This window comes from Tabrizicola thermarum (genome assembly GCF_003574395.1).
Taxonomy (GTDB): Bacteria; Pseudomonadota; Alphaproteobacteria; order Rhodobacterales; family Rhodobacteraceae; genus Tabrizicola; species Tabrizicola thermarum.
In genome coordinates, this window is the sequence record NZ_QMJY01000013.1 from 20,889 (window position 1) to 38,075 (window position 17,187).

General features: G+C 67.2%; 21 protein-coding genes. 10 read left to right on the plus strand and 11 right to left on the minus strand.

Annotated elements, in window-relative coordinates; translation table 11 throughout:
• Positions 1–233: 233 nt before the first annotated feature.
• The gene (gene recQ / locus D5084_RS04885; RefSeq protein ID WP_128514397.1) at positions 234–2,279 is read right to left on the minus strand and encodes a DNA helicase RecQ; all 2,046 of its coding nucleotides are present in this window, start codon (positions 2,277–2,279) and stop codon (positions 234–236) included.
• A gap of 14 nt (positions 2,280–2,293) precedes the next feature.
• Positions 2,294–2,581, minus strand: a complete 288-nt coding sequence (locus D5084_RS04890) for a YggT family protein (RefSeq protein WP_128514398.1) — start codon at positions 2,579–2,581, stop codon at positions 2,294–2,296.
• Positions 2,582–2,707: 126 nt separating this feature from the next.
• On the opposite strand from D5084_RS04890, the gene D5084_RS04895 reads away from it, so the two are divergent.
• The 6 genes from D5084_RS04895 to D5084_RS04920 all read left to right on the plus strand — a co-directional run bounded on the left by D5084_RS04895 (position 2,708) and on the right by D5084_RS04920 (position 7,937).
• A complete protein-coding gene (locus tag D5084_RS04895) occupies positions 2,708–3,274 on the plus strand; it encodes a thioesterase family protein (protein WP_128514399.1) in 567 nt (188 codons plus the stop codon).
• Between the two features lie 114 nt (positions 3,275–3,388).
• A complete protein-coding gene (locus D5084_RS04900; RefSeq protein ID WP_128514400.1) occupies positions 3,389–4,759 on the plus strand; it encodes an MFS transporter in 1,371 nt (456 codons plus the stop codon).
• Entirely contained in the window at positions 4,756–5,652 is an 897-nt protein-coding gene (gene mepA, locus D5084_RS04905; RefSeq protein WP_128514401.1) for a penicillin-insensitive murein endopeptidase, read from the plus strand. The genes D5084_RS04900 and mepA overlap by 4 nt, the downstream gene beginning before the upstream one ends.
• An 84-nt stretch (positions 5,653–5,736) precedes the next feature.
• Entirely contained in the window at positions 5,737–6,357 is a 621-nt protein-coding gene (locus tag D5084_RS04910; RefSeq protein ID WP_128514402.1) for a queuosine precursor transporter, read from the plus strand.
• Between the two features lie 258 nt (positions 6,358–6,615).
• Positions 6,616–7,038, plus strand: coding sequence for an alternative ribosome rescue aminoacyl-tRNA hydrolase ArfB (gene arfB, locus D5084_RS04915; RefSeq protein ID WP_128514403.1), 423 nt, complete (start codon positions 6,616–6,618; stop codon positions 7,036–7,038).
• Positions 7,035–7,937: a phosphotransferase enzyme family protein gene (locus tag D5084_RS04920; protein WP_128514404.1), complete on the plus strand. Its 903-nt coding sequence runs from the start codon at positions 7,035–7,037 to the stop codon at positions 7,935–7,937. The genes arfB and D5084_RS04920 overlap by 4 nt, the downstream gene beginning before the upstream one ends.
• Here the strand turns inward: D5084_RS04920 and pncB are convergent.
• Both pncB and pncA read right to left on the minus strand, forming a co-directional pair.
• The gene (pncB, locus tag D5084_RS04925; RefSeq protein ID WP_128514405.1) at positions 7,934–9,226 is read right to left on the minus strand and encodes a nicotinate phosphoribosyltransferase; all 1,293 of its coding nucleotides are present in this window, start codon (positions 9,224–9,226) and stop codon (positions 7,934–7,936) included. The two genes, D5084_RS04920 and pncB, sit on opposite strands and share 4 nt — an antisense overlap.
• Before the next feature lies 1 nt (position 9,227).
• Positions 9,228–9,836, minus strand: coding sequence for a bifunctional nicotinamidase/pyrazinamidase (pncA, locus tag D5084_RS04930; RefSeq protein ID WP_128514406.1), 609 nt, complete (start codon positions 9,834–9,836; stop codon positions 9,228–9,230).
• A gap of 99 nt (positions 9,837–9,935) precedes the next feature.
• On the opposite strand from pncA, the gene trhO reads away from it, so the two are divergent.
• Positions 9,936–10,847: an oxygen-dependent tRNA uridine(34) hydroxylase TrhO gene (trhO, locus tag D5084_RS04935; RefSeq protein ID WP_128514407.1), complete on the plus strand. Its 912-nt coding sequence runs from the start codon at positions 9,936–9,938 to the stop codon at positions 10,845–10,847.
• A 15-nt stretch (positions 10,848–10,862) separates the two neighbouring features.
• On the opposite strand, the gene D5084_RS18295 is transcribed toward trhO, so the two are convergent.
• Complete coding sequence (locus tag D5084_RS18295; RefSeq protein ID WP_155523098.1) at positions 10,863–11,006, minus strand: hypothetical protein; 144 nt, start codon at positions 11,004–11,006, stop codon at positions 10,863–10,865.
• A gap of 99 nt (positions 11,007–11,105) precedes the next feature.
• Between D5084_RS18295 and D5084_RS04940 the strand changes: the two genes are divergently transcribed.
• On the plus strand, positions 11,106–11,588 hold the full coding sequence (locus D5084_RS04940) for a RidA family protein (protein WP_128514408.1): 483 nt from the start codon (positions 11,106–11,108) through the stop codon (positions 11,586–11,588).
• A gap of 111 nt (positions 11,589–11,699) precedes the next feature.
• Here the strand turns inward: D5084_RS04940 and D5084_RS18300 are convergent, their stop codons facing one another.
• Complete coding sequence (locus tag D5084_RS18300) at positions 11,700–11,897, minus strand: hypothetical protein (RefSeq protein WP_155523099.1); 198 nt, start codon at positions 11,895–11,897, stop codon at positions 11,700–11,702.
• 95 nt (positions 11,898–11,992) lie between these two features.
• Here D5084_RS18300 and D5084_RS04950 point away from each other — a divergent pair, with 95 nt between their 5' ends.
• Positions 11,993–12,859, plus strand: coding sequence for a LysR family transcriptional regulator (locus D5084_RS04950; RefSeq protein WP_128514410.1), 867 nt, complete (start codon positions 11,993–11,995; stop codon positions 12,857–12,859).
• A 4-nt stretch (positions 12,860–12,863) separates the two neighbouring features.
• Here the strand turns inward: D5084_RS04950 and D5084_RS04955 are convergent, their stop codons facing one another.
• Positions 12,864–13,610 (minus strand): NYN domain-containing protein, encoded by a 747-nt coding sequence (locus D5084_RS04955; RefSeq protein WP_128514411.1) that lies wholly within the window; start codon positions 13,608–13,610, stop codon positions 12,864–12,866.
• A 119-nt stretch (positions 13,611–13,729) separates the two neighbouring features.
• Between D5084_RS04955 and D5084_RS04960 the strand changes: the two genes are divergently transcribed.
• On the plus strand, positions 13,730–14,716 hold the full coding sequence (locus D5084_RS04960; RefSeq protein WP_128514412.1) for an acyltransferase family protein: 987 nt from the start codon (positions 13,730–13,732) through the stop codon (positions 14,714–14,716).
• On the opposite strand, the gene D5084_RS04965 is transcribed toward D5084_RS04960, so the two are convergent.
• The 4 genes from D5084_RS04965 to D5084_RS04980 all read right to left on the minus strand — a co-directional run bounded on the left by D5084_RS04965 (position 14,713) and on the right by D5084_RS04980 (position 17,086).
• On the minus strand, positions 14,713–15,114 hold the full coding sequence (locus D5084_RS04965; RefSeq protein ID WP_128514413.1) for a hypothetical protein: 402 nt from the start codon (positions 15,112–15,114) through the stop codon (positions 14,713–14,715). The genes D5084_RS04960 and D5084_RS04965 overlap by 4 nt on opposite strands.
• Positions 15,115–15,169: 55 nt before the next feature.
• Positions 15,170–15,640: a Cys-tRNA(Pro) deacylase gene (gene ybaK, locus D5084_RS04970; RefSeq protein WP_128514414.1), complete on the minus strand. Its 471-nt coding sequence runs from the start codon at positions 15,638–15,640 to the stop codon at positions 15,170–15,172.
• Between the two features lie 69 nt (positions 15,641–15,709).
• Positions 15,710–16,711, minus strand: coding sequence for an MvdC/MvdD family ATP grasp protein (locus D5084_RS04975; RefSeq protein ID WP_128514415.1), 1,002 nt, complete (start codon positions 16,709–16,711; stop codon positions 15,710–15,712).
• A gap of 57 nt (positions 16,712–16,768) precedes the next feature.
• Entirely contained in the window at positions 16,769–17,086 is a 318-nt protein-coding gene (locus D5084_RS04980) for a hypothetical protein (protein WP_128514416.1), read from the minus strand.
• Between the last annotated feature and the right edge of the window lie 101 nt (positions 17,087–17,187).

Here is a 17,187-nt window from a genome sequence, read left to right on the forward strand (position 1 = left end):
ATACTCTCTGGGGTCAGGGGGGGGTGGAGGGGCGAAGCGCCCCCGACGACCAGGCCGCTTGACACGTCCCGCGCCAGAGGCAGGACAAAGCGGCTTTGCGCGTCAGTGCTCTGTTTGAAAGCCACCGGTCCCGGGGACCTCCGTCGGAAGTTCTTGCCAGACCGTTAATGCCCGCATCCAAACCATTGATTTCCTTGAAATCGAAAAGGTGACCACGCGTGGACAGCCCGCGTTCACCCGTCCCGCAGAACCGCCAGGAAGGCCTTGCCGAACCGCTCGACCTTCTGCTCTCCCATGCCCTGGATCGCCTGCAACTCCCCCAGCGTCGAAGGCCGCCGCTCGGCGATGGCCCGCAGCGTGGAATGGGTGCAGGTCAGATACTTCCCCGTCCCGTCCTCGCCCCGCGCCAGCGTCAGCTGGGCCTCGGCCAGCCGGTCGAAGAGCGCGCCTTCCGGCCGCCCCGCCAGCTTCATCCGCGCGGGATGCAGCCCCTCTGCCGCGCCGGTGATGACCTCCAGAAAGGCCGCCCCGTAACTTTCCAGCTTCCGCGCCCCGACCCCGGTGATCCCCGCCATCTGGTCCAGGGTCGCGGGCTTCCTCTCTGCCATCTCGATCAGCGTCCTGTCCGGGAAGACCACATAGGCCGGCACGTTCTGCGCCTCGGCCAGCGCCCGCCGCTTGGCCTTCAGCAGCGCCAGCAGCCCCAGATCCTCGTCCGCCACCTGCGCCCGTACCACCGGCTCCCGCTCTCCCGCGGCGACCACCGTGTCGCGGCGCAGGGTCACGGAGACCTCGCCCCGCAGCACCGGCCGCGCCGCCTCGGTCATCCGCAGCGCGCCGTGCCGGTCGGGGTCGGGACGGACGAGATCGCGGCCCATCATCTGCCGGAACACCGCCCCCCAGGCAGGTTTCGACAGGTCGCGCCCCACGGCGAAGGTCGGCAGCTGGTCATGCCCCTTCTCCCGCACCTTGGGCGTGGCCGTTCCGGTCAGGATGTCGATCAGATGCCCCGCCCCGAACCACTCCCCCGTCCGCAGGATCGCCGACAGAGCCTTCCGCACCGCCTCGGTCGCGTCGAACAGCTGCGCCGGGCGGTCGCAGAGATCGCAGTTGCCGCAAGGCTCGGCCGCCTCGCCGAAATAGCCCAGCAGCACCTGCCGGCGACAGCCCAGTGCCTCGGCCAGACCCAGAAGCGCGTTCAGCCGGGCGTGATCGGCGGCCTTGCGGTCGGGCGGCGCGGCCCCCTCGTCGATCTGGCTGCGCCGCAGGCGGATGTCGTCGGGGCCATAGAGTGTCATCGTCTCGGCTGGAGACCCGTCCCGCCCCGCGCGGCCGATTTCCTGATAGTAGGCCTCGATCGACTTCGGCAGGTCGGCATGGGCGACCCAGCGGATGTCGGGCTTGTCGATCCCCATCCCGAAGGCGATCGTCGCCACCACGATCAACCCGTCCTCGCGCTGGAAGCGGGTCTCGACCTGGCGGCGCTCCTCCGCCTCCATCCCGCCGTGATAGGCCACCGCCTCGTGCCGCGCCTCACGCAAGGCCTGGGCCAGCGTCTCGGTCTTGGCCCGCGTCGCGCAGTAGACGATGCCGGATTGGCCGCGACGGGCAGCGGCAAAGCGCAGGATCTGCTCACGCGGCTTGTCCTTGACCGCAAAGGCCAGGTGGATATTCGGCCGGTCGAAGCCGCGCAGGAAGGTGACCGGGGCCTCGCCGTCGAAGAGGCGGGTGACGATCTCTGCCCGGGTCTCCTCGTCCGCCGTGGCGGTGAAGGCGGCCAGAGGCACCCGCAGCGCCCGGCGCAGCTCGCCGATGCGCAGGTAATCGGGGCGGAAGTCGTGGCCCCATTGGCTGACGCAATGCGCCTCGTCCACCGCGATCAGGCTGCATTTCGCCCGCCGCAGGAGCGCCAGCGCCCCGCCCGAGGCCAGCCGTTCCGGCGCCATGTAAAGCAGCTTCAGCCGACCTTCGTCGATGGCCTGAAAGACCTCTTCCGTCTCTTCCCCGGTATTGCCCGAGGTCAGCGCCCCGGCCTCTACCCCCGCGGCGCGCAAGGCGCGCACCTGGTCGCGCATCAGGGCGATCAGCGGAGAAATCACCACCGTCACCCCGTCCCTGCACAAGGCAGGCAGCTGGAAACACAGGGATTTTCCCCCACCCGTCGGCATGATGGCCAGGGTGTTCCGGCCCTGAAGCACGGATTGCACGATCTCCGCCTGGCCGGGACGGAACGCCGGAAAGCCGAAGACGGAGTGCAGAAGCTCGGCCGCGCGGTCCAAGGGGCAGGCCTGGATCAGAGGAAGACCGCCACATTGTTGCGCAGGATGATTTCCAGCGCGTAAATGCCGATCAGCACCACGAGGGGCGACAGGTCGATCCCCCCCATCGCTGGCATGATGCGGCGGATCGGGCCGTAAAGCGGCTCCAGCAGGCGGTTCAACCCGTACCAGACCTGCGCCACGAAGGGCTGGCGGATGTTCAGCACCTGGAAGCTGATGAGCCAGCTCATGACGAAATGCGCAAGTATGAAGAACTTGGCCACACTCAGGATCAGCATCAGGATCTGGTAAAGCGAGGTCATCGGGCGCTCCGTCTGGTGTGCGCCACAGGTAGCGGGCGGGGCGGCGAAGGGCAATGCTTTCCGCAGCGTTCCGCTTGACGCGGGCGGCAGGGCAGGCAAGTCACGTCGGGAAAGCGGAGTCGGCCGATGTATCCTTTCCTGCGCATGTTCAAAGAGATGGCCCGGGCCAGCCGGATGCCTCCCCTCGGTCTTTTCGACACCCATGTCAGCCATCACCTGTGCTGGCCCTGGGACCTGGACCCCTGGGTCGAGCTGAACAATGGCCGCACGCTGACGCTCTATGACCTCGGCCGCCTGCCGCTGGGCGCCCGGACCGGGCTGCACCGGGTGCTGAAGGCGAAGGGCTGGGGGATGACCGTCGCCGGGTCCTCGGTGCGCTACCGGCGCCGGGTGACGATGTTTGCGCGGATCACGACCTACAGCCGCTGTCTGGGCTGGGACGAACGGTTCCTTTACACCGAACAGTCGATGTGGACGGGCGGGGAATGCGCCTCGCAGGTGCTGATCCGCTCGGCCGTCGTGGGCAGCGGGAAGGGAGCGCGGACCGGGATCGTGCCGCCGTCGGAACTGGCCGTGGCCCTTGGCGCCGCGCCCGAAAGCCCGGAGCTGCCGGACTGGGTCAAGGCCTGGATCGCGGCCGAAGCCACCCGCCCCTGGCCGCCCGAAGGCCCCGGAAGGCTCGGCGCTTCCTGACGGCCGCTTCTCGCCGGGCGGCCCAGCGATGAGCAAGCGGCAGCGGCGCGAAGACCCGTCCCTTGCGCCAAGGCCGGTTTCCGGGTTCACTTCGCGCAAAAGCAGGGGGCAGGCATGGTCAGCGCAAGGAAACGCATCTGGGGCTGGTACTTCTTCGACTGGGCCAGCCAGCCCTACAACACGCTTCTTCTGACCTTCATCTTCGGTCCGTATTTTGCCGAAGTCGCCCGCGGCCACTACATGGGCACCGGGATGGACGAAGAGGCCGCCAAGGCCGCCGCACAGACCTATTGGGGCTGGGGGCTGGCCATTGCCTCGTTCACCATCGCCATCCTTGCGCCGATCCTGGGCGCCATCGCCGACGGCACCGGGCGCAGGCTGGTCTGGGTCTGGACCTTTTCGGCCTTCTACGTCGTCGGCTCCTGGGGCCTGTGGTGGGTGGCTCCCGGTGGCGGCGAGGCGATGCTGTTCTGGGCGGTCTGCCTGTTCGGCATCGGCTTCATCGGGATGGAGTTCGCGACGATCTTCACCAATGCGCTGATGCCCTCGCTGACCCAGGCCGACGATCTGGGGGCGATCTCCGGCTCTGGCTTTGCCTTCGGCTATCTCGGCGGGCTGCTGTCGCTGATCGTCATGCTTCTGTTCTTCGCGGAAGGCGCCGACAGCGGCAGGACGCTTCTGGGCACGCAACCCCTGTTCGGCCTTGACCCCGAGGCGCGCGAGGGCACGCGCTTTGTCGGGCCGTTCACCGCGCTGTGGTATGCGGTCTTCATGATCCCCTTCTTCCTCTGGGTGAAGGAACCGCACACCGACCGCCGGCCGCTGCACCTGGGCCGGGCCTTCGCCAGCCTGAAGGACCTGATCCGGTCGCTGCGCTATCGGAAAAGCCTGTCGGCCTATCTGGCCTCGTCCCTGTTCTACCGCGACGCGCTGAACGCGCTGTACGGCTTCGGCGGGGTCTATGCTTCGGGCGTGCTGGGCTGGTCGATCATCCAGATCGGGATTTTCGGGATCGTGGGGGCGGTCACCGCCATGGTCGCATCCTTCATCGGCGGGCGCGCGGACCGGGCCTTCGGGCCGAAGCCGGTCATCACCGTCTCGATCCTGGTGCTGATCTTCGTGTGCCTCGTCATCGTCGGGATGACACGGGAAAGCGTCTGGGGCATCGCGATGGACCCTGCCTCGGGCCTGCCGGACCAGATCTTCTTTGCCTGCGGTGCCCTGATCGGAGCGGCGGGCGGGTCGCTTCAGGCCGCAAGCCGCACGATGATGGCCCGCCACACCAGCCCGGACCGCGCGACCGAGGCCTTCGGCCTGTTCGCCCTGTCCGGCAAGGTGGCAAGTTTCATGGCCCCCGCCCTGATCGCGCTGGCCACGCAACTTAGCGGATCACAGCGGATCGGAATTGCTCCGCTGGTTGTGTTGTTCCTCATCGGGCTCGTTCTGCTAGTCTGGGTCCGACCCAAAGGCGAGCTGCCCGCATGACATTTGCCCGCGCCCTGATCCTGTGCCTCTTTGTTGCCGCGCCCGCACAGGCGGAAACGCTGGCCAACAAGCTGTTCGGTGCGAAGGAGAGCCCGTCGCGGCAGGAATCGATGCCCATCGGCTCGTACGCCAGGGGCTGCGCGGCGGGGCTGGTGGAGCTGCCGGAAACCGGACCCACCTGGCAGGTGATGCGGCTGAGCCGAAACCGCAACTACGGCCAGCCCGAGATGGTGCAGTTCCTGATGGACCTGTCGGCCACCGCCCGCGATATCGGCTTTGGCCGGGGCCTTTACATCGGTGACATCAGCCAGCCGCGCGGCGGACCGATGACCTCGGGTCACGCCAGCCACCAGATCGGACTGGACGCCGATATCTGGATGCTGCCGCCGCGCCGTCTGGACCTGACGCCTGCCGAACGCGAGGACATCAGCTCGATCCCCGTCCGGTCGGCGGATCAGCGGTCGGTGACCGAGAACTGGACGAAGGTCCACCACCGCCTGTTGAAAGAGGCCGCCCTTGATCCACGCGTGGACCGGATCTTCGTCGCTGCGGCGGTCAAGATCGAGATGTGCAAGACCGCGAAGAAGGCCGACAGGAAATGGCTGCAGAAGATCCGCCCCGTGGCTGGCCATGACACGCATTTCCATGTCCGCCTGAAATGCCCCAGGGGTGCCCGCCTGTGCGAGACGCAGACCCCCACGGTGGACGAATTGTCCAAGGGTGGCGACGGCTGCGACGAGACGCTGATGTGGTGGGTGACCGATTACCTGAACCCGCCGAAATCCGACGGCAAGAAGCCGAAGGACGAGGACGCGCCCAAGAAGAAGGGCCCGCGCGAGTTCACGATGGCCGACCTGCCGAAGCAATGCGCGGGAGTCCTTGCCGCGGACTAGTTGACGGGCCCGGCGACAAGGTATAGGCCGCCCCAGTCCCCACCGGGGCCAAGTCTCCGCGACCTTGTCAAAACGGAAACCCGCATGCGCATCCTTCTTCGTGGCGTTGTCGCCATGGCGGCCATTGTCGTCGCCTCGAATATCCTTGTTCAGTATCCTCTGGGCACCTTCCTGACCTGGGGGGCGATCAGTTATCCCTTCGCCTTCCTGGTCACCGATCTGGTGAACCGGCTGGAAGGCCCCTCCGCCGCGCGTCGTGTGGTGTTCGTGGGTTTTGTGACCGGCATCGCCTGTTCCTTCGTCGGCACCCGGATCGTCGGTGAGTTCGGCCCGCTTGTCACCCTGCGCATCGCCATCGGCTCGGGCCTGGCGTTCCTTTGCGCGCAGCTTCTGGACATCTCGGTCTTCAACCGGCTCCGGAAGGGCAACTGGTGGATGGCGCCGCTTGTGTCGACGCTTGTCTCTTCGACGCTCGACACCGCGATCTTCTTCACCATTGCCTTCTCGGCCGCCCTGACGGTGCTGGAACCCGGCAACGACGTGTCCTGGGCCACCGCCCCGATGCCGCTGCTGGGCCTGGGGCCCGAGGCGCCATTCTGGGTCTCGCTCGCCATCGGAGACTGGCTGGTCAAGCTTGTGATGGCGTTGGTGGCACTTGTGCCTTTCAGATTGGCGATTGCCAAACTCACGGCAAAGGTAGCGTGATTTGTTTTGACAAACACAAAATCTGTGGCAGGCTCACCTTATCGGCAACCATTTGAAAGGAGGTGATCCAGTGTCTAGAGTGATATTGGAGAGAGGTGTCGGGACAGTCGGAGGGCGTGTTTTCTAAGGGCAGCCCCTGGAAAATAGACCACCGATTGGATTTGGATGCCTAACTGGCCCATCTCCTTGGATCTCGGAAAGGGTTGTCTGAGCAGGGCAACCCTTTCTCTATTCTGCGCCCTCGAACGGCCTGCCGACATGCTCCACATCACCGAAACCCTGGCCATCGCCGAATGGGAACTGTCCGAAAGCTTCATGCGCGCCTCGGGGCCCGGCGGGCAGAACGTCAACAAGGTCTCGACCGCCGTCGAACTGCGGTTCGAGGCCGAACGGTCCCCGCATCTGGCCACCGGCGTGAAGGCGCGGCTGAAAAGGCTGGCCGGGCGGCGCTGGACGAACGAAGGCGCCATCGTCCTTCAGATCGATGAAACCCGCAGCCAGGCCCGCAACCGTGACATCGCGCGCGAGCGGCTGGTGGAGCTGATCCGCGCCGCTCTGGTCACTCCGAAACGCCGGATCGCCACCAAGCCCACTCTGGGCAGTCAGCGCCGCCGCATCGCCGCCAAGACCCAACGCGGCGAGGTCAAGGCGCTGCGTGGCAAGGTGGGGGACGAGGAGTGACCCCCGCCGAGGAGGCCGCCGCCCATTGGGACGGCCGGATCGTCCGCCTCTTGCGTGACCGGGAGAACCAAGTCCTCGAACTTGCCACCCCGAAGGGACGCGCCGCCCTGCGCCTGCACCGGGCGGGCTATCAGTCCGCGGCGGCGATCCGGTCCGAACTTTGGTGGTGCGCCGAACTGGCCCGCGCCGGACTGCCGGTCCCGGCCGCCCTGCCCGCCCGCGACGGCGCGCTTCTGGTGCCCTTGTCCGACGGTCGCCATGCCTCGGTCATCGCCTGGATGGACGGCGAGGCGCTGGGTGAGGCGGCGAGGCCCAATGCCCGCCCGCTGCCGCAGGTGCTGGACCTTTACCACGCGCTGGGGTCGCTTCTGGCGCGGGTCCACAAGACGACCGATAGCCTGACCCTGCCCGCAGATTTCACCCGCCCGCGCTGGGACCGCGAAGGTCTGGTGGGCGACGATCCGCTGTGGGGCCGGTTCTGGGACCATCCGGCGGCCAGCGCCGATCAACGCGCCACGCTGATCCGCGCCCGCGATGCGCTGCGCGAAAGGCTGTCGGGCGAGATCGGCCTGATCCACGCCGATGTCCTGCGGGAAAACGTGCTGGTGAACGGTCGTTCGGTATCGCTGATCGACTTCGACGACAGCGGCTTCGGCTACCGCCTGCACGACCTGGGCACCGCGCTGGTGCAGACCGTGCAGCACCCCGAACACCCCCAGCTGCGCGATGCGCTGATGGCGGGCTATGGCACGACCGATGCAGCGATGGTCGAGGCCTTCACGCTGGCCCGCAGCCTGGCCTCGGTCGGCTGGACGATGCCGCGTCTGGCGCCAGGGGATCCGATCCACCAAAGCCACATCGCCCGCGCGCTGTATTGCGCCGCGCGCGTGCTGGGCTAGACGACCACCTCAAGCACCTCCTGCTGGCCCACGCCGAATACGCGTTTGTAGCGTTCCACTTCCTCCGGCGGCCCCATGGCCTTGGCGGGGTTGTCGGACAGTTTCACCGTGGGCCGCCCGTTCGCCGACAGGGCCTTGCAGACCAGGCTGAACGGCGCCAGGGCGTCATCGGCCACCAGCCCGCGGAAATCGTTCGTCAACATCGTGCCCCAGCCGAAGGACACCTTCACCCGGCCGTTGAATTGGGCATACAGTTCCTCGATCTTCTCGACATCCAGCCCGTCCGAGAAGATCACCAGCTTCTCGCGCGGGTCCTCGCCGCGGTCCTGCCACCAGCGGATCGCCGTCTCGGCCCCCTTGGCCGGATCGCCGGAGTCGATCCTGATGCCGGTCCAGCCCGCAAGCCAATCGGGCGCGTTCTTCAGGAAACCCTCGGTGCCGTAGGTGTCCGGCAGCATGATCCGCAGGTTTCCGTCGTGTTCCTCGTGCCAGTCGGCCAGAACCTTGTAGGGCGCTTGGCGCAGCTCCTCGTCCGTGTCGGCCAAGGCACTGTAAACCATCGGCAATTCATGCGCGTTGGTGCCGATCGCCTCGACATCGCGGTTCTTGGCGATCAGGCAGTTCGAGGTGCCGATGAACTTGGCCCCCAACCCCTCCTGCATCGCCTGCACGCACCAGTCCTGCCAAAGGAACCCGTGCCGCCGCCGCGTGCCGAAGTCGGCAATGCGCAGGCCCTCGATCCCGCGCAGCCGTTCGATCTTTTCCCACAGCCGCGTCATCGCGCGGGCGTAAAGGACCTGAATCTCGAACCGCCCCATGTCGTGCAGCACGGCGCGCGACCGCAGCTCCATCAGCACCGACAGGGCCGGGATTTCCCACAGCATGACCTCGGGCCAGCGGCCTTCGAAGGTCAGCTCGAACTGGCCGTCGCGCTTTTCCAGGTGGTAGGCCGGCAGGCGCAGGCCCTCGAACCATTCCATGAAGTCGGGGCGGAACATCTGGCGCTTGCCGTAGAAGGTGTTCCCGCGCAGCCAGGTGCTTTCGCCGCGGGTGAGCGACAGGGACCGCACATGGTCCAGCTGTTCGCGCAACTCGCCCTCGTCGATCAGATCGGCAAGGCGCACCTTGGTGGAGCGGTTGATGAGGCTGAAGACGACCGTCGTCTCCGGCTTGTTGCGGAAAATCGACTGGCACATCAAAAGCTTGTAGAAATCGGTGTCGATCAGCGACCGCACGATCGGGTCGATCTTCCACTTGTGGTTCCAGACCCGTGTTGCGATGTCGACCATCTTACGCCTCCAGCGCGACGCCGGCCGCGCGCATCTTGTCCCGCGCCTCGGCGAGGCTTCCGTTCAGGTCGATGGCGCGGGCTGCACCCTCCAGCACCATGGCCTTGAACCCCAGCCGTGCCGCATCCAGCGCGGAATAGGCAACGCAGTAGTCGGTGGCGAGGCCGACCAGCGTCACCGCCGTCACCCCCCGGCTGCGGAGATAGCCCTCAAGGCCGGTGGGGGTGGCATGGTCGTTCTCGAAGAAGGCGGAATAGCTGTCGACTTCGGGGCGAAAGCCTTTGCGGACAATCAGTTGCGCGGGATCGGTGCGCAGCGCCTTGTGGAAGGCTGCCCCTTCGGTCCCCTGCACGCAATGGGTGGGCCACAGAACCTGCGGGCCATAGGGCATCGTTGTCAGGCTGAAGGGTGCGGCGCCAGGGTGGTTCGCCGCGAATGATGCGTGGTTGGCCGGATGCCAGTCCTGCGTCAGGACCACGGTGGAGAAGTCGTCCATCAACTCGTTGATCCGGTTGATGATTTCATCGCCTCCGGCCACGGCCAGCGCGCCGCCGGGGCAGAAGTCGTTCTGCACGTCGATCACGATCAGGGCTTGGTTCGCAGGCTTCATCGCGGCCTCCCGGTGCTGATCCCTCTTGCGTAAGTGCGGGGGCGGGGGGCGTCAAGCGAAGCGCTTGAAATTCCCGAGGCTTCGGCGCAAAGGGGGGCGATGCTGACCGTCGCTGCGCTGTATCATTTCACCCGTTTCCCGGACCCCGCCGCTTTGAAACCGGGGCTTCTGGAGGTTTGCGTCGCGCAGGGGGTCAGGGGCTCGCTGCTGCTGGCGCCCGAGGGGATCAACGGCACCATTGCGGGGACCCGCGAAGGGATCGACGCGGCGTTGGCGGCGATCCGGGCGCTGCCGGGCTGCGAGGCGCTGGAGTGGAAGGAAAGTTTCGCAGACTCAATGCCTTTCGGGCGGATGAAGGTGAAGCTGAAGCGCGAGATCGTAACCATGGGGCAGCCCGATGTGGACCCTCTGGCCCGGGTCGGGAACTATGTTTCGGCGCGGGACTGGAACGCGCTGATCCGGGACCCCGATACCGTGGTGATCGACACGCGGAACGACTACGAGGTCGCCATCGGCACCTTTCAGGGCGCGGTGGACCCCGGAACGCGGGCGTTCGGCGAGTTTCCCGACTGGTGGCAGAAGAACCGCGACAGGTTCGCGGGCAAGCAGATTGCGATGTTCTGCACCGGCGGCATCCGCTGCGAGAAATCGACGAATTACCTTCTGGGTCAAGGGGTCAACCAGGTCTTCCACCTGAAGGGCGGGATCCTGAAATATCTGGAAGAGGTGCCGGAAGAGGAAAGCCTCTGGCAGGGGCAATGCTTTGTCTTCGACGACCGCGTGTCGGTCGGGCATGGGCTGAAGCCCGGCGGCCTCAAGGTCTGCGGGGCCTGCCGGAGGCCGGTCACGCCGCAGGATCAGGCCGATCCGGCCTATGAGGAGGGCGTCTGCTGCCCTGCCTGTGTGGACGAATATTCCGCCGCCGACCGGGAGCGGTTCCGCGAACGGCATCGCCAGATGTTGCTTGCCGCAAAGCGCGGAACACAACATCTGGGGAATGGTGCGCTGTAGCGCACCCTACGATGATTATTTGGCCTTGTCGGCGAGAATGTCCTGCACGATCGGGATGACCTTTTCTCCATAAAGGCGGATGCTGGCCTTCAGGTCGGCATGCGGCACGGGGCCGGTGAAATACTTCATGTCGAACCGCTGGATGCCCGGGATCTGCATCGGCGCGATGTCGGCGTCTGCCTCTCGCCTTGCATCCGTCGGGCATACTTCGGGCCGTCGCAGGGGGTTAACATTGTCGGGCGACTCAGCGAGTGACCGATGACCAACCCGGAACTGCTGGCCATCCGGATGGGCCACGACGTCCCCGACTTTGACAGGACGGGCTATTGCGGCGCGGGTTTTGGCACGATGAAACCCTTTCACCGGGTGGGCAGCCTGCTGTTCCTGTCCGGCCATGTCGCGCAGATCGGGGCAGAGATCACCGACAGGGGTCGGCTTGGCGCGGATGTGACGGTCGAGGAGGGCTATCAGACAGCGCGGCGGACGGGGCTGAACGTGCTGGGCGGCATCCGGCAGGCGGTGGGGTCGCTGGACCGGGTCAAGGGGATCGTGCGGAGCCTGAACTTCGTCGTCTGCACACCGGAATTTCAGGAGGTGCACAGGGTGTCCTCGGGCCTGTCGGACCTGTTCGTCGAGGTCTTCGAGCCCGAGCGCGGACTTGGCGGACGGGCGACGATCGGGGTGATGGCGCTGGAGAACGGGGTCTGTTTCGAGACCTGGGTGACGGTGGAGGTGGAGTGACGGCTCCGGCGTCGCGCCGCGGGCTTCCTGTCGCGGGCGGCTGCGCCCTTGACCGGCCCCGGGGGCGCTTCGCCCCCCGGACCCCCCGAGAGTATTTGGGAAATGGGCAAATCAGGAAAGGCGTTCGGCGCAGGCTTGCGGGGCGGGCACGGAGCGGCGGACGAATAGGCTGCGCAGCCGGGCAAGTCGGCCCTGCCAGAGCTGGCGGCGGGCGGCGCGCAGGTCGGCCCGATGCGCGGCGCGGTGGTGGGCGTGGGGGTCGGGCTGGCGGGCGACGGCGCGGAGGAGGTCGAGGTTGACGCTGTGCATGGCTTACGTCCCGGATGGAAGTTCTGCACCTTCAGTGCCACAAAGCATAGGAGAATTCGAATCAGGAAAATCCCTGGGACGTAAGCTGGAGTTACATGTCGAGATGGCGTGACCTTCCCTCGCTTGCCGCGTTGCGGGCTTTCGATGCCACCGCACGGGAAGGCAGTTTTGCCGAGGCGGGGCGGGCGCTGAATGTGACCCATGCCGCCGTGGCGCAGCAGGTCCGAGCGCTGGAGGCCGAGTTGGGCGTGGCGCTTGTGCGACGGGCCGGGCGCCGGGTGGGTCTGACAGCGGCGGGCGAGCGTCTGGCCCGGGCGCTGGACGACGGGTTCGGCGCGATGGCCGACGGACTGGCCGATCTGCGCCGAGGCGAGGCGCGCCGCGTGGTGCGGGTGGCGACGACGACCTTCATCGCCGAGACCTGGATCATGCCGCGCCTGCCGGACTTCTGGGCGCGCCATCCGGGTGTGGAGGTGGCGATGTCGCCCAGTCCGGCCCTGGCCGACTTTGCCCGTGACGGCTTTGACATGGCGGTTCGCGCGCTGGCCGATGGCTGGACCGAGCGCCCGGAAGAGGAGATCAGGCCGCTGTGCCGGTCGCAGGTGGTGGCGGTCTGTGCGCCGTCCCTGGCGGCCTCGGGGCTTGACCCGCAGGAGATGCCCTGGGTGATCGGGGCCGACAGCAAGTGGGAGATGGAGGAAGTCGCGCGGACCGGGCTGGATGTGACGCGGCTGAAGCTGGTGAAACTGGGCAGCCCGCATCTGGAGCTGTCGGCCTGCCGGCAGGGCCTGGGCGCGGCCACCGCGACCGAGATCATCTGTCGCGCCGATCTGGAGGCCGGGCGGCTGGTCGTGCTGCCGCTGGCGGGACTGCCGGTTGTCACCTATGCCGTGGTGCTGCCGAAGGGGCCGCGCCGTCCGGCGGTGGAGGCCTTCGCGGGCTGGCTGGCGACGATCTTCTGAGGCCTTACGCCTTGTCGCGGACCATCAGCTGCGAGGAGCCCTCGCCCTTCTGGACCTCGAAGCGTCCCGTCCGTTTGAGCAGGTCGGAAAGCCGGGCGCAGCCATAGCTGCGGCTGTCGAAATCGGGGTAGAGCTGAGTCAGCACCTGGCCCAGCTGACCGAGAGGATAGCTGTCTTCCTCGATCCCGATCTTCTTCATCGCGGCCAGGATCAGCGGGATCGCCTTGGAGGGCGGGTCCTTTTCGGCTTTGGCGGGCTCTTTCGCCGGTTTCGCGGGCGCTGGCATGTCGGCGGCCGGTTCCGGCGCGGCGGTCAGGTTTTCCAGGAAGAGAAAGCGGTTGCAGACGTTGCGCAGCGATTCGGGCGTCTTCTTTTCGCCCACGCCGATGACCTGGAGCCCGTCCTCGCGGATGCGCGAGGCCAAGCGGGTGAAATCGCTGTCCGAGGAGACCAGCACGAAGCCATCGACCTTGCCGGCGTGCAGGATGTCCATGGCGTCGATCACCAGGCCGATGTCGCTGGCGTTCTTGCCCTTGGTGTTGGCCGATTGCTGGTGCATCACGAGGCCCAGGTTGCGGGCCTTTTCCTTCCACTGGCCAAGCGCCGAGGAGGACCAGTCGCCATAGACCCGGCGGACCGAGGGTTCGCCGTAGGCGGCAAGTTCGTCGAGCACGGCCTCGATATGGCGGGCTGGGATGTTGTCGGCGTCGATCAGGACGGCGAGGCGGGATGAGCGGGTATCGGCGGGCATGGAACCTCCTGTAGTTGACCCCTTTTGGCCGAGCCAAAGCCGCAAGGAAAGCGCAATTGTCTGATTGACTTGGCTTCGGTCGCGGGCGACATCCCGCGCGGACAGGCAGGGATTGGCGAATGATCGGCGGATTGCAGATGTTGCGCGGGGTGGCCGCAACTCTGGTCGTGCTGTTCCATCTGCAGGCCGCGGCGGTGTCCGAGGGGCAGGAGCCGGGCATCCTGGGCTGGTTCAAAGGCGGCGAGATCGGGGTGGACATCTTCTTCGTGCTGTCCGGCTTCGTGATCTTTCACGCGATTCGGGGGCGTGAGGCTCTGGGGCCGGGCTGGTTCCTGCGGCAGCGGTTCTGGCGGATCGTGCCGCCCTACTGGGCGGTGCTTGCGTTGACTCTGGTTGCGCTGGCGGGTCTGGCGGTGTTGCGGGGCGACTGGTCGGACTGGCCGGGGCTGGGGCGGATCGTGCTGTCCTTCCTCTTGTTGCCGCTGCCGGGTCATGTGATGGCCGTGGCCTGGACGTTGACGGTCGAGGCGATGTTTTACCTGGTGTTTGCCGCGACCTATTTCCGCCATGGCGTGCGCGGCACGATTCTAGCGCTGGCCCTGTGGTCGGCGGTCACGTCGGGGCTGAAGTTCGTCCACCCGGGCCTGCCGCCGGTCTTTGGTATCGTCCTTTATTCCGGGGTGATCGAGTTCCTGTATGGCGGGCTGATCTCGGCGGCGGTCGCGTCGGGCTGGCGGGCGGGCGCGGTGCCTGCGCTGGTGATCGGGGCGGCGGGGCTGGCCGTGGTTGTCTCGGGCCATGTCAGCATCAATGTCGGCCGAGCCTGGGTGGCGGGGCTTCCGGCCGCGGCGGTGGTCTACGGGCTGGCGGCGGGGGACTGGAGGATGCCGGGCTGGGTGATGCTGTGGGGCGAATCCTCCTACCTGCTGTATCTTCTGCACCTGCTGGTCTTTTCCAGCGTCGGCACGCTGATGCGGATGGCGGGGATCGCGCCCTACGGCTCGGTCACGGCGATGCTGGGGCTGGGGTCCCTGTCGGTCGCGGTGTCGGTTGCGGCGACGCTGTGGCTGGAGCGGCCCTATCTGCGCTGGGCGAAGGGGCGTTAGCTGTCAGGGTTCGCGGCGCAGCGCGGGCCGTCCAGCAGGGCCTGCAACGCGTCGACGCGGGCGATGTCGGTGTCGGAGATCACGAACTGCGCGACAGTGATCGGCGCGTTCAGATAGGGTTCGACCGCCAGCTGGTTGCAGATCAGAAGTTTGCCCGTCTCGCCGACATGGGCCGACGTCAGGTCGAACATCAGCCGGTCAAAGCTGTCCGACAGCCGGATGACCAGCGCCGAGCCGCGGTCGCCTTCGTCGATGCGGCGGACCGAGCGGATGTCCTCGGGGGCGGCGTTCAGCGCGTCGCTGCCGAAGATCAGCGAGATGCGGGGGCCGTCGGCCTGTGCCAGCGTGGCGGTCAGGATCAGGGCCGGGAACGCAAGGGAGGCGGTGCGGCGGGGCATGGTCCTCTCCGCTTGGGGACCCGGGAAGGATAGCGTTGCGGGGGGTGAGGGCAAGTCAGGCGATCAGCGGCAGGGCCTTGGCAGTCAGCGCCCGAAGCGCGGCCTCGGGGGGCAGCGACAGCAGCAGCCCGCGCTGACCGGCGTTGATCCAGACGCGGGGGGCGGTGCAGGCAGTGGTCTCGATGGCGGTGGGGACGGCGCGCTTCTGCCCGAAGGGAGAGATGCCGCCGACGTGGTAGCCGGTCAGCCTTTCCGCCTTGGGCGCGGGCATCATCGCGGCGGACTTGCCCCCGAAGGCCACCGCCACGCGTTTCATCGAGAGCTGCCGGTCCGAGGGAATGACGCAGCAGGCGGGTTTGCCGTCAACCTCGACCATCAGGGTCTTGAGCATCACGGCGGGGTCGATCCCCAGGGCCTGCGCCGCTTGCAGGCCTGTCGCCTCGGCCTTCGGGTCATAGGCGTAGGGATGCAGCGAAACCTCGATGCCAAGGGCGGCCAGCGCGCGGAGGGCGGGGGTGGAGGTCATGGGCCTGCCTGTCACGGATCGGCGAAAGGGTGGCCGAACCTGCGCGAGGCGGCAAGCACCGAACCGTCGTCAGGCCGCAGCGGAAAGGGGGCGCGCGGACTCGACGAGGAAATCGGCGAAGGTATCGGCCAGGGGCAGGCCCGACATGCCTTCGATGAACAGGAATTGACCCTGCGGGTTGACCTCCAGCCACCAGACCTGGCCCCGGGAGTCGATCTTCAGGTCGAAGATACCCATCCGCAGGTCAAGCGCCGCCATCACGCTGCGAAGCCGCGCTTCGATCTCGGGGGCAAGGCGGGTCTGCGTGACGATGGTCTTTTCGAGGTGGACCCGCCAGTCGAGCTCGGGACAGGCGAGGTGGGCGGCCACGATGTGCTGGCCGAAGATGTGGACGCGCAGGTGTTCGGTGCCATCCACCCGTTCCTGCCAGATCGCGGGAGAGAGGCGAAGGGCGGCGTCACTGGCCAGCAGCGCGGGCGTCACGTCCTGCGCCATGAGCGGGGTCTTTACTGTGCCCGCGATGGCTTTCACGATCACACGGCGCCCGGCACAGAAGGCGCGGATTTCCTCGGGGTCCTGGCTGATAAGGGTGCGTGGCACGGCAAGCCCGGCCTCGTGCGCGGCGCGAAGCTGGACGAATTTCATCTCGGCCCGGCGCGTTGCCTCGGGGTGGTTGACCCAGATGCCGCGGAAGTCGGCCTGGACGATCCCGTTCAGCGCGGCGACGCAGTCGTTGTAGATCAGGTCGCGGGCGGCCTCGTCCGTGACGCTGGCAAGAAAGCCTGAGTTCGGGTTCCAGCCCTTGCCCGAGGGCCGCCGCCACCAGAGGAGGTCAAGCGCGGCAAGGTTCACCGGGCGCCCGTCGCAATCGGGCAGGACCGCGGAGCGGCTGGCATCGGCGGACCAGTTCACTAGGCCGGTGGCAGCGAGCCGGTCGGAGTGGATGATGGCAAGATCGACCGCGTGACGGTCGCGCAGCACCTTGCGCAGGACAAGAGCGTGCAGGTCGTCGGCCACGGTGACGACGGCAAGGCGGGGGGCAAGGCGGGGGGCAAGGCGGGCATCGGTCATGAGTTCGGGTCCTTTGCTGAACGGGGCGCGCGCCCGGGCGGACGCGCGCCCTTCTGGTCAGAAGCAGTCGCTGTCGTCCCAGCCCGAGCGGCAGCCCGAGGTCGTGCCGCAGCGGTTCACCGGCTCGTCTCCGAACAGCCAGTCGAGGAAACGCATGGCAACCTGCGTCTCCTCGGCTTTCGCCTTTTCATAGGCCGCCAGCCGGTCGGGAAGGCGGAAGTCCTGCGGCAGGCTGTGCATCGCGGCGGGACGCGCATCCGTGGCGGGCAGCGTGGCAGGGACCGCCGCCGCAGCCGGTTCGGCCAGCGCAAGGGCCGAGGTCATGAGGACGATGGGAAGAAGGCCGGGCGCAAGGCCCGAAGGGGTGTCTGACATGTCATTCTCCAATGCTTCGTGCAAATCCGCCGATGCATGATCGGCAGGAGCAGCGAACTCTCGTGGCGGGAGTCGGACAAGTCAGGTTTCCCGACGCGGGC

Bases quoted from the DNA above. Each gene is read 5' to 3' on its own strand.
- D5084_RS18300 (WP_155523099.1), bottom strand. From the start codon at position 11,897: ATGCACAGCGTCAACCTCGACCTCCTCCGCGCCGTCGCCCGCCAGCCC.
- D5084_RS04975 (WP_128514415.1), bottom strand. From the start codon at position 16,711: ATGACCGATGCCCGCCTTGCCCCCCGCCTTGCCCCCCGCCTTGCCGTC.
- D5084_RS04895 (WP_128514399.1), top strand. From the start codon at position 2,708: ATGTATCCTTTCCTGCGCATGTTCAAAGAGATGGCCCGGGCCAGCCGG.
- D5084_RS04980 (WP_128514416.1), bottom strand. From the start codon at position 17,086: ATGTCAGACACCCCTTCGGGCCTTGCGCCCGGCCTTCTTCCCATCGTC.
- D5084_RS18295 (WP_155523098.1), bottom strand. From the start codon at position 11,006: ATGCAGATCCCGGGCATCCAGCGGTTCGACATGAAGTATTTCACCGGC.
- D5084_RS04890 (WP_128514398.1), bottom strand. From the start codon at position 2,581: ATGACCTCGCTTTACCAGATCCTGATGCTGATCCTGAGTGTGGCCAAG.
- trhO (WP_128514407.1), top strand. From the start codon at position 9,936: ATGCTGACCGTCGCTGCGCTGTATCATTTCACCCGTTTCCCGGACCCC.
- arfB (WP_128514403.1), top strand. From the start codon at position 6,616: ATGCTCCACATCACCGAAACCCTGGCCATCGCCGAATGGGAACTGTCC.
- D5084_RS04940 (WP_128514408.1), top strand. From the start codon at position 11,106: ATGACCAACCCGGAACTGCTGGCCATCCGGATGGGCCACGACGTCCCC.
- D5084_RS04960 (WP_128514412.1), top strand. From the start codon at position 13,730: ATGATCGGCGGATTGCAGATGTTGCGCGGGGTGGCCGCAACTCTGGTC.
- D5084_RS04950 (WP_128514410.1), top strand. From the start codon at position 11,993: ATGTCGAGATGGCGTGACCTTCCCTCGCTTGCCGCGTTGCGGGCTTTC.
- pncB (WP_128514405.1), bottom strand. From the start codon at position 9,226: ATGGTCGACATCGCAACACGGGTCTGGAACCACAAGTGGAAGATCGAC.
- pncA (WP_128514406.1), bottom strand. From the start codon at position 9,836: ATGAAGCCTGCGAACCAAGCCCTGATCGTGATCGACGTGCAGAACGAC.
- D5084_RS04955 (WP_128514411.1), bottom strand. From the start codon at position 13,610: ATGCCCGCCGATACCCGCTCATCCCGCCTCGCCGTCCTGATCGACGCC.
- D5084_RS04965 (WP_128514413.1), bottom strand. From the start codon at position 15,114: ATGCCCCGCCGCACCGCCTCCCTTGCGTTCCCGGCCCTGATCCTGACC.
- D5084_RS04900 (WP_128514400.1), top strand. From the start codon at position 3,389: ATGGTCAGCGCAAGGAAACGCATCTGGGGCTGGTACTTCTTCGACTGG.
- mepA (WP_128514401.1), top strand. From the start codon at position 4,756: ATGACATTTGCCCGCGCCCTGATCCTGTGCCTCTTTGTTGCCGCGCCC.
- ybaK (WP_128514414.1), bottom strand. From the start codon at position 15,640: ATGACCTCCACCCCCGCCCTCCGCGCGCTGGCCGCCCTTGGCATCGAG.
- D5084_RS04910 (WP_128514402.1), top strand. From the start codon at position 5,737: ATGCGCATCCTTCTTCGTGGCGTTGTCGCCATGGCGGCCATTGTCGTC.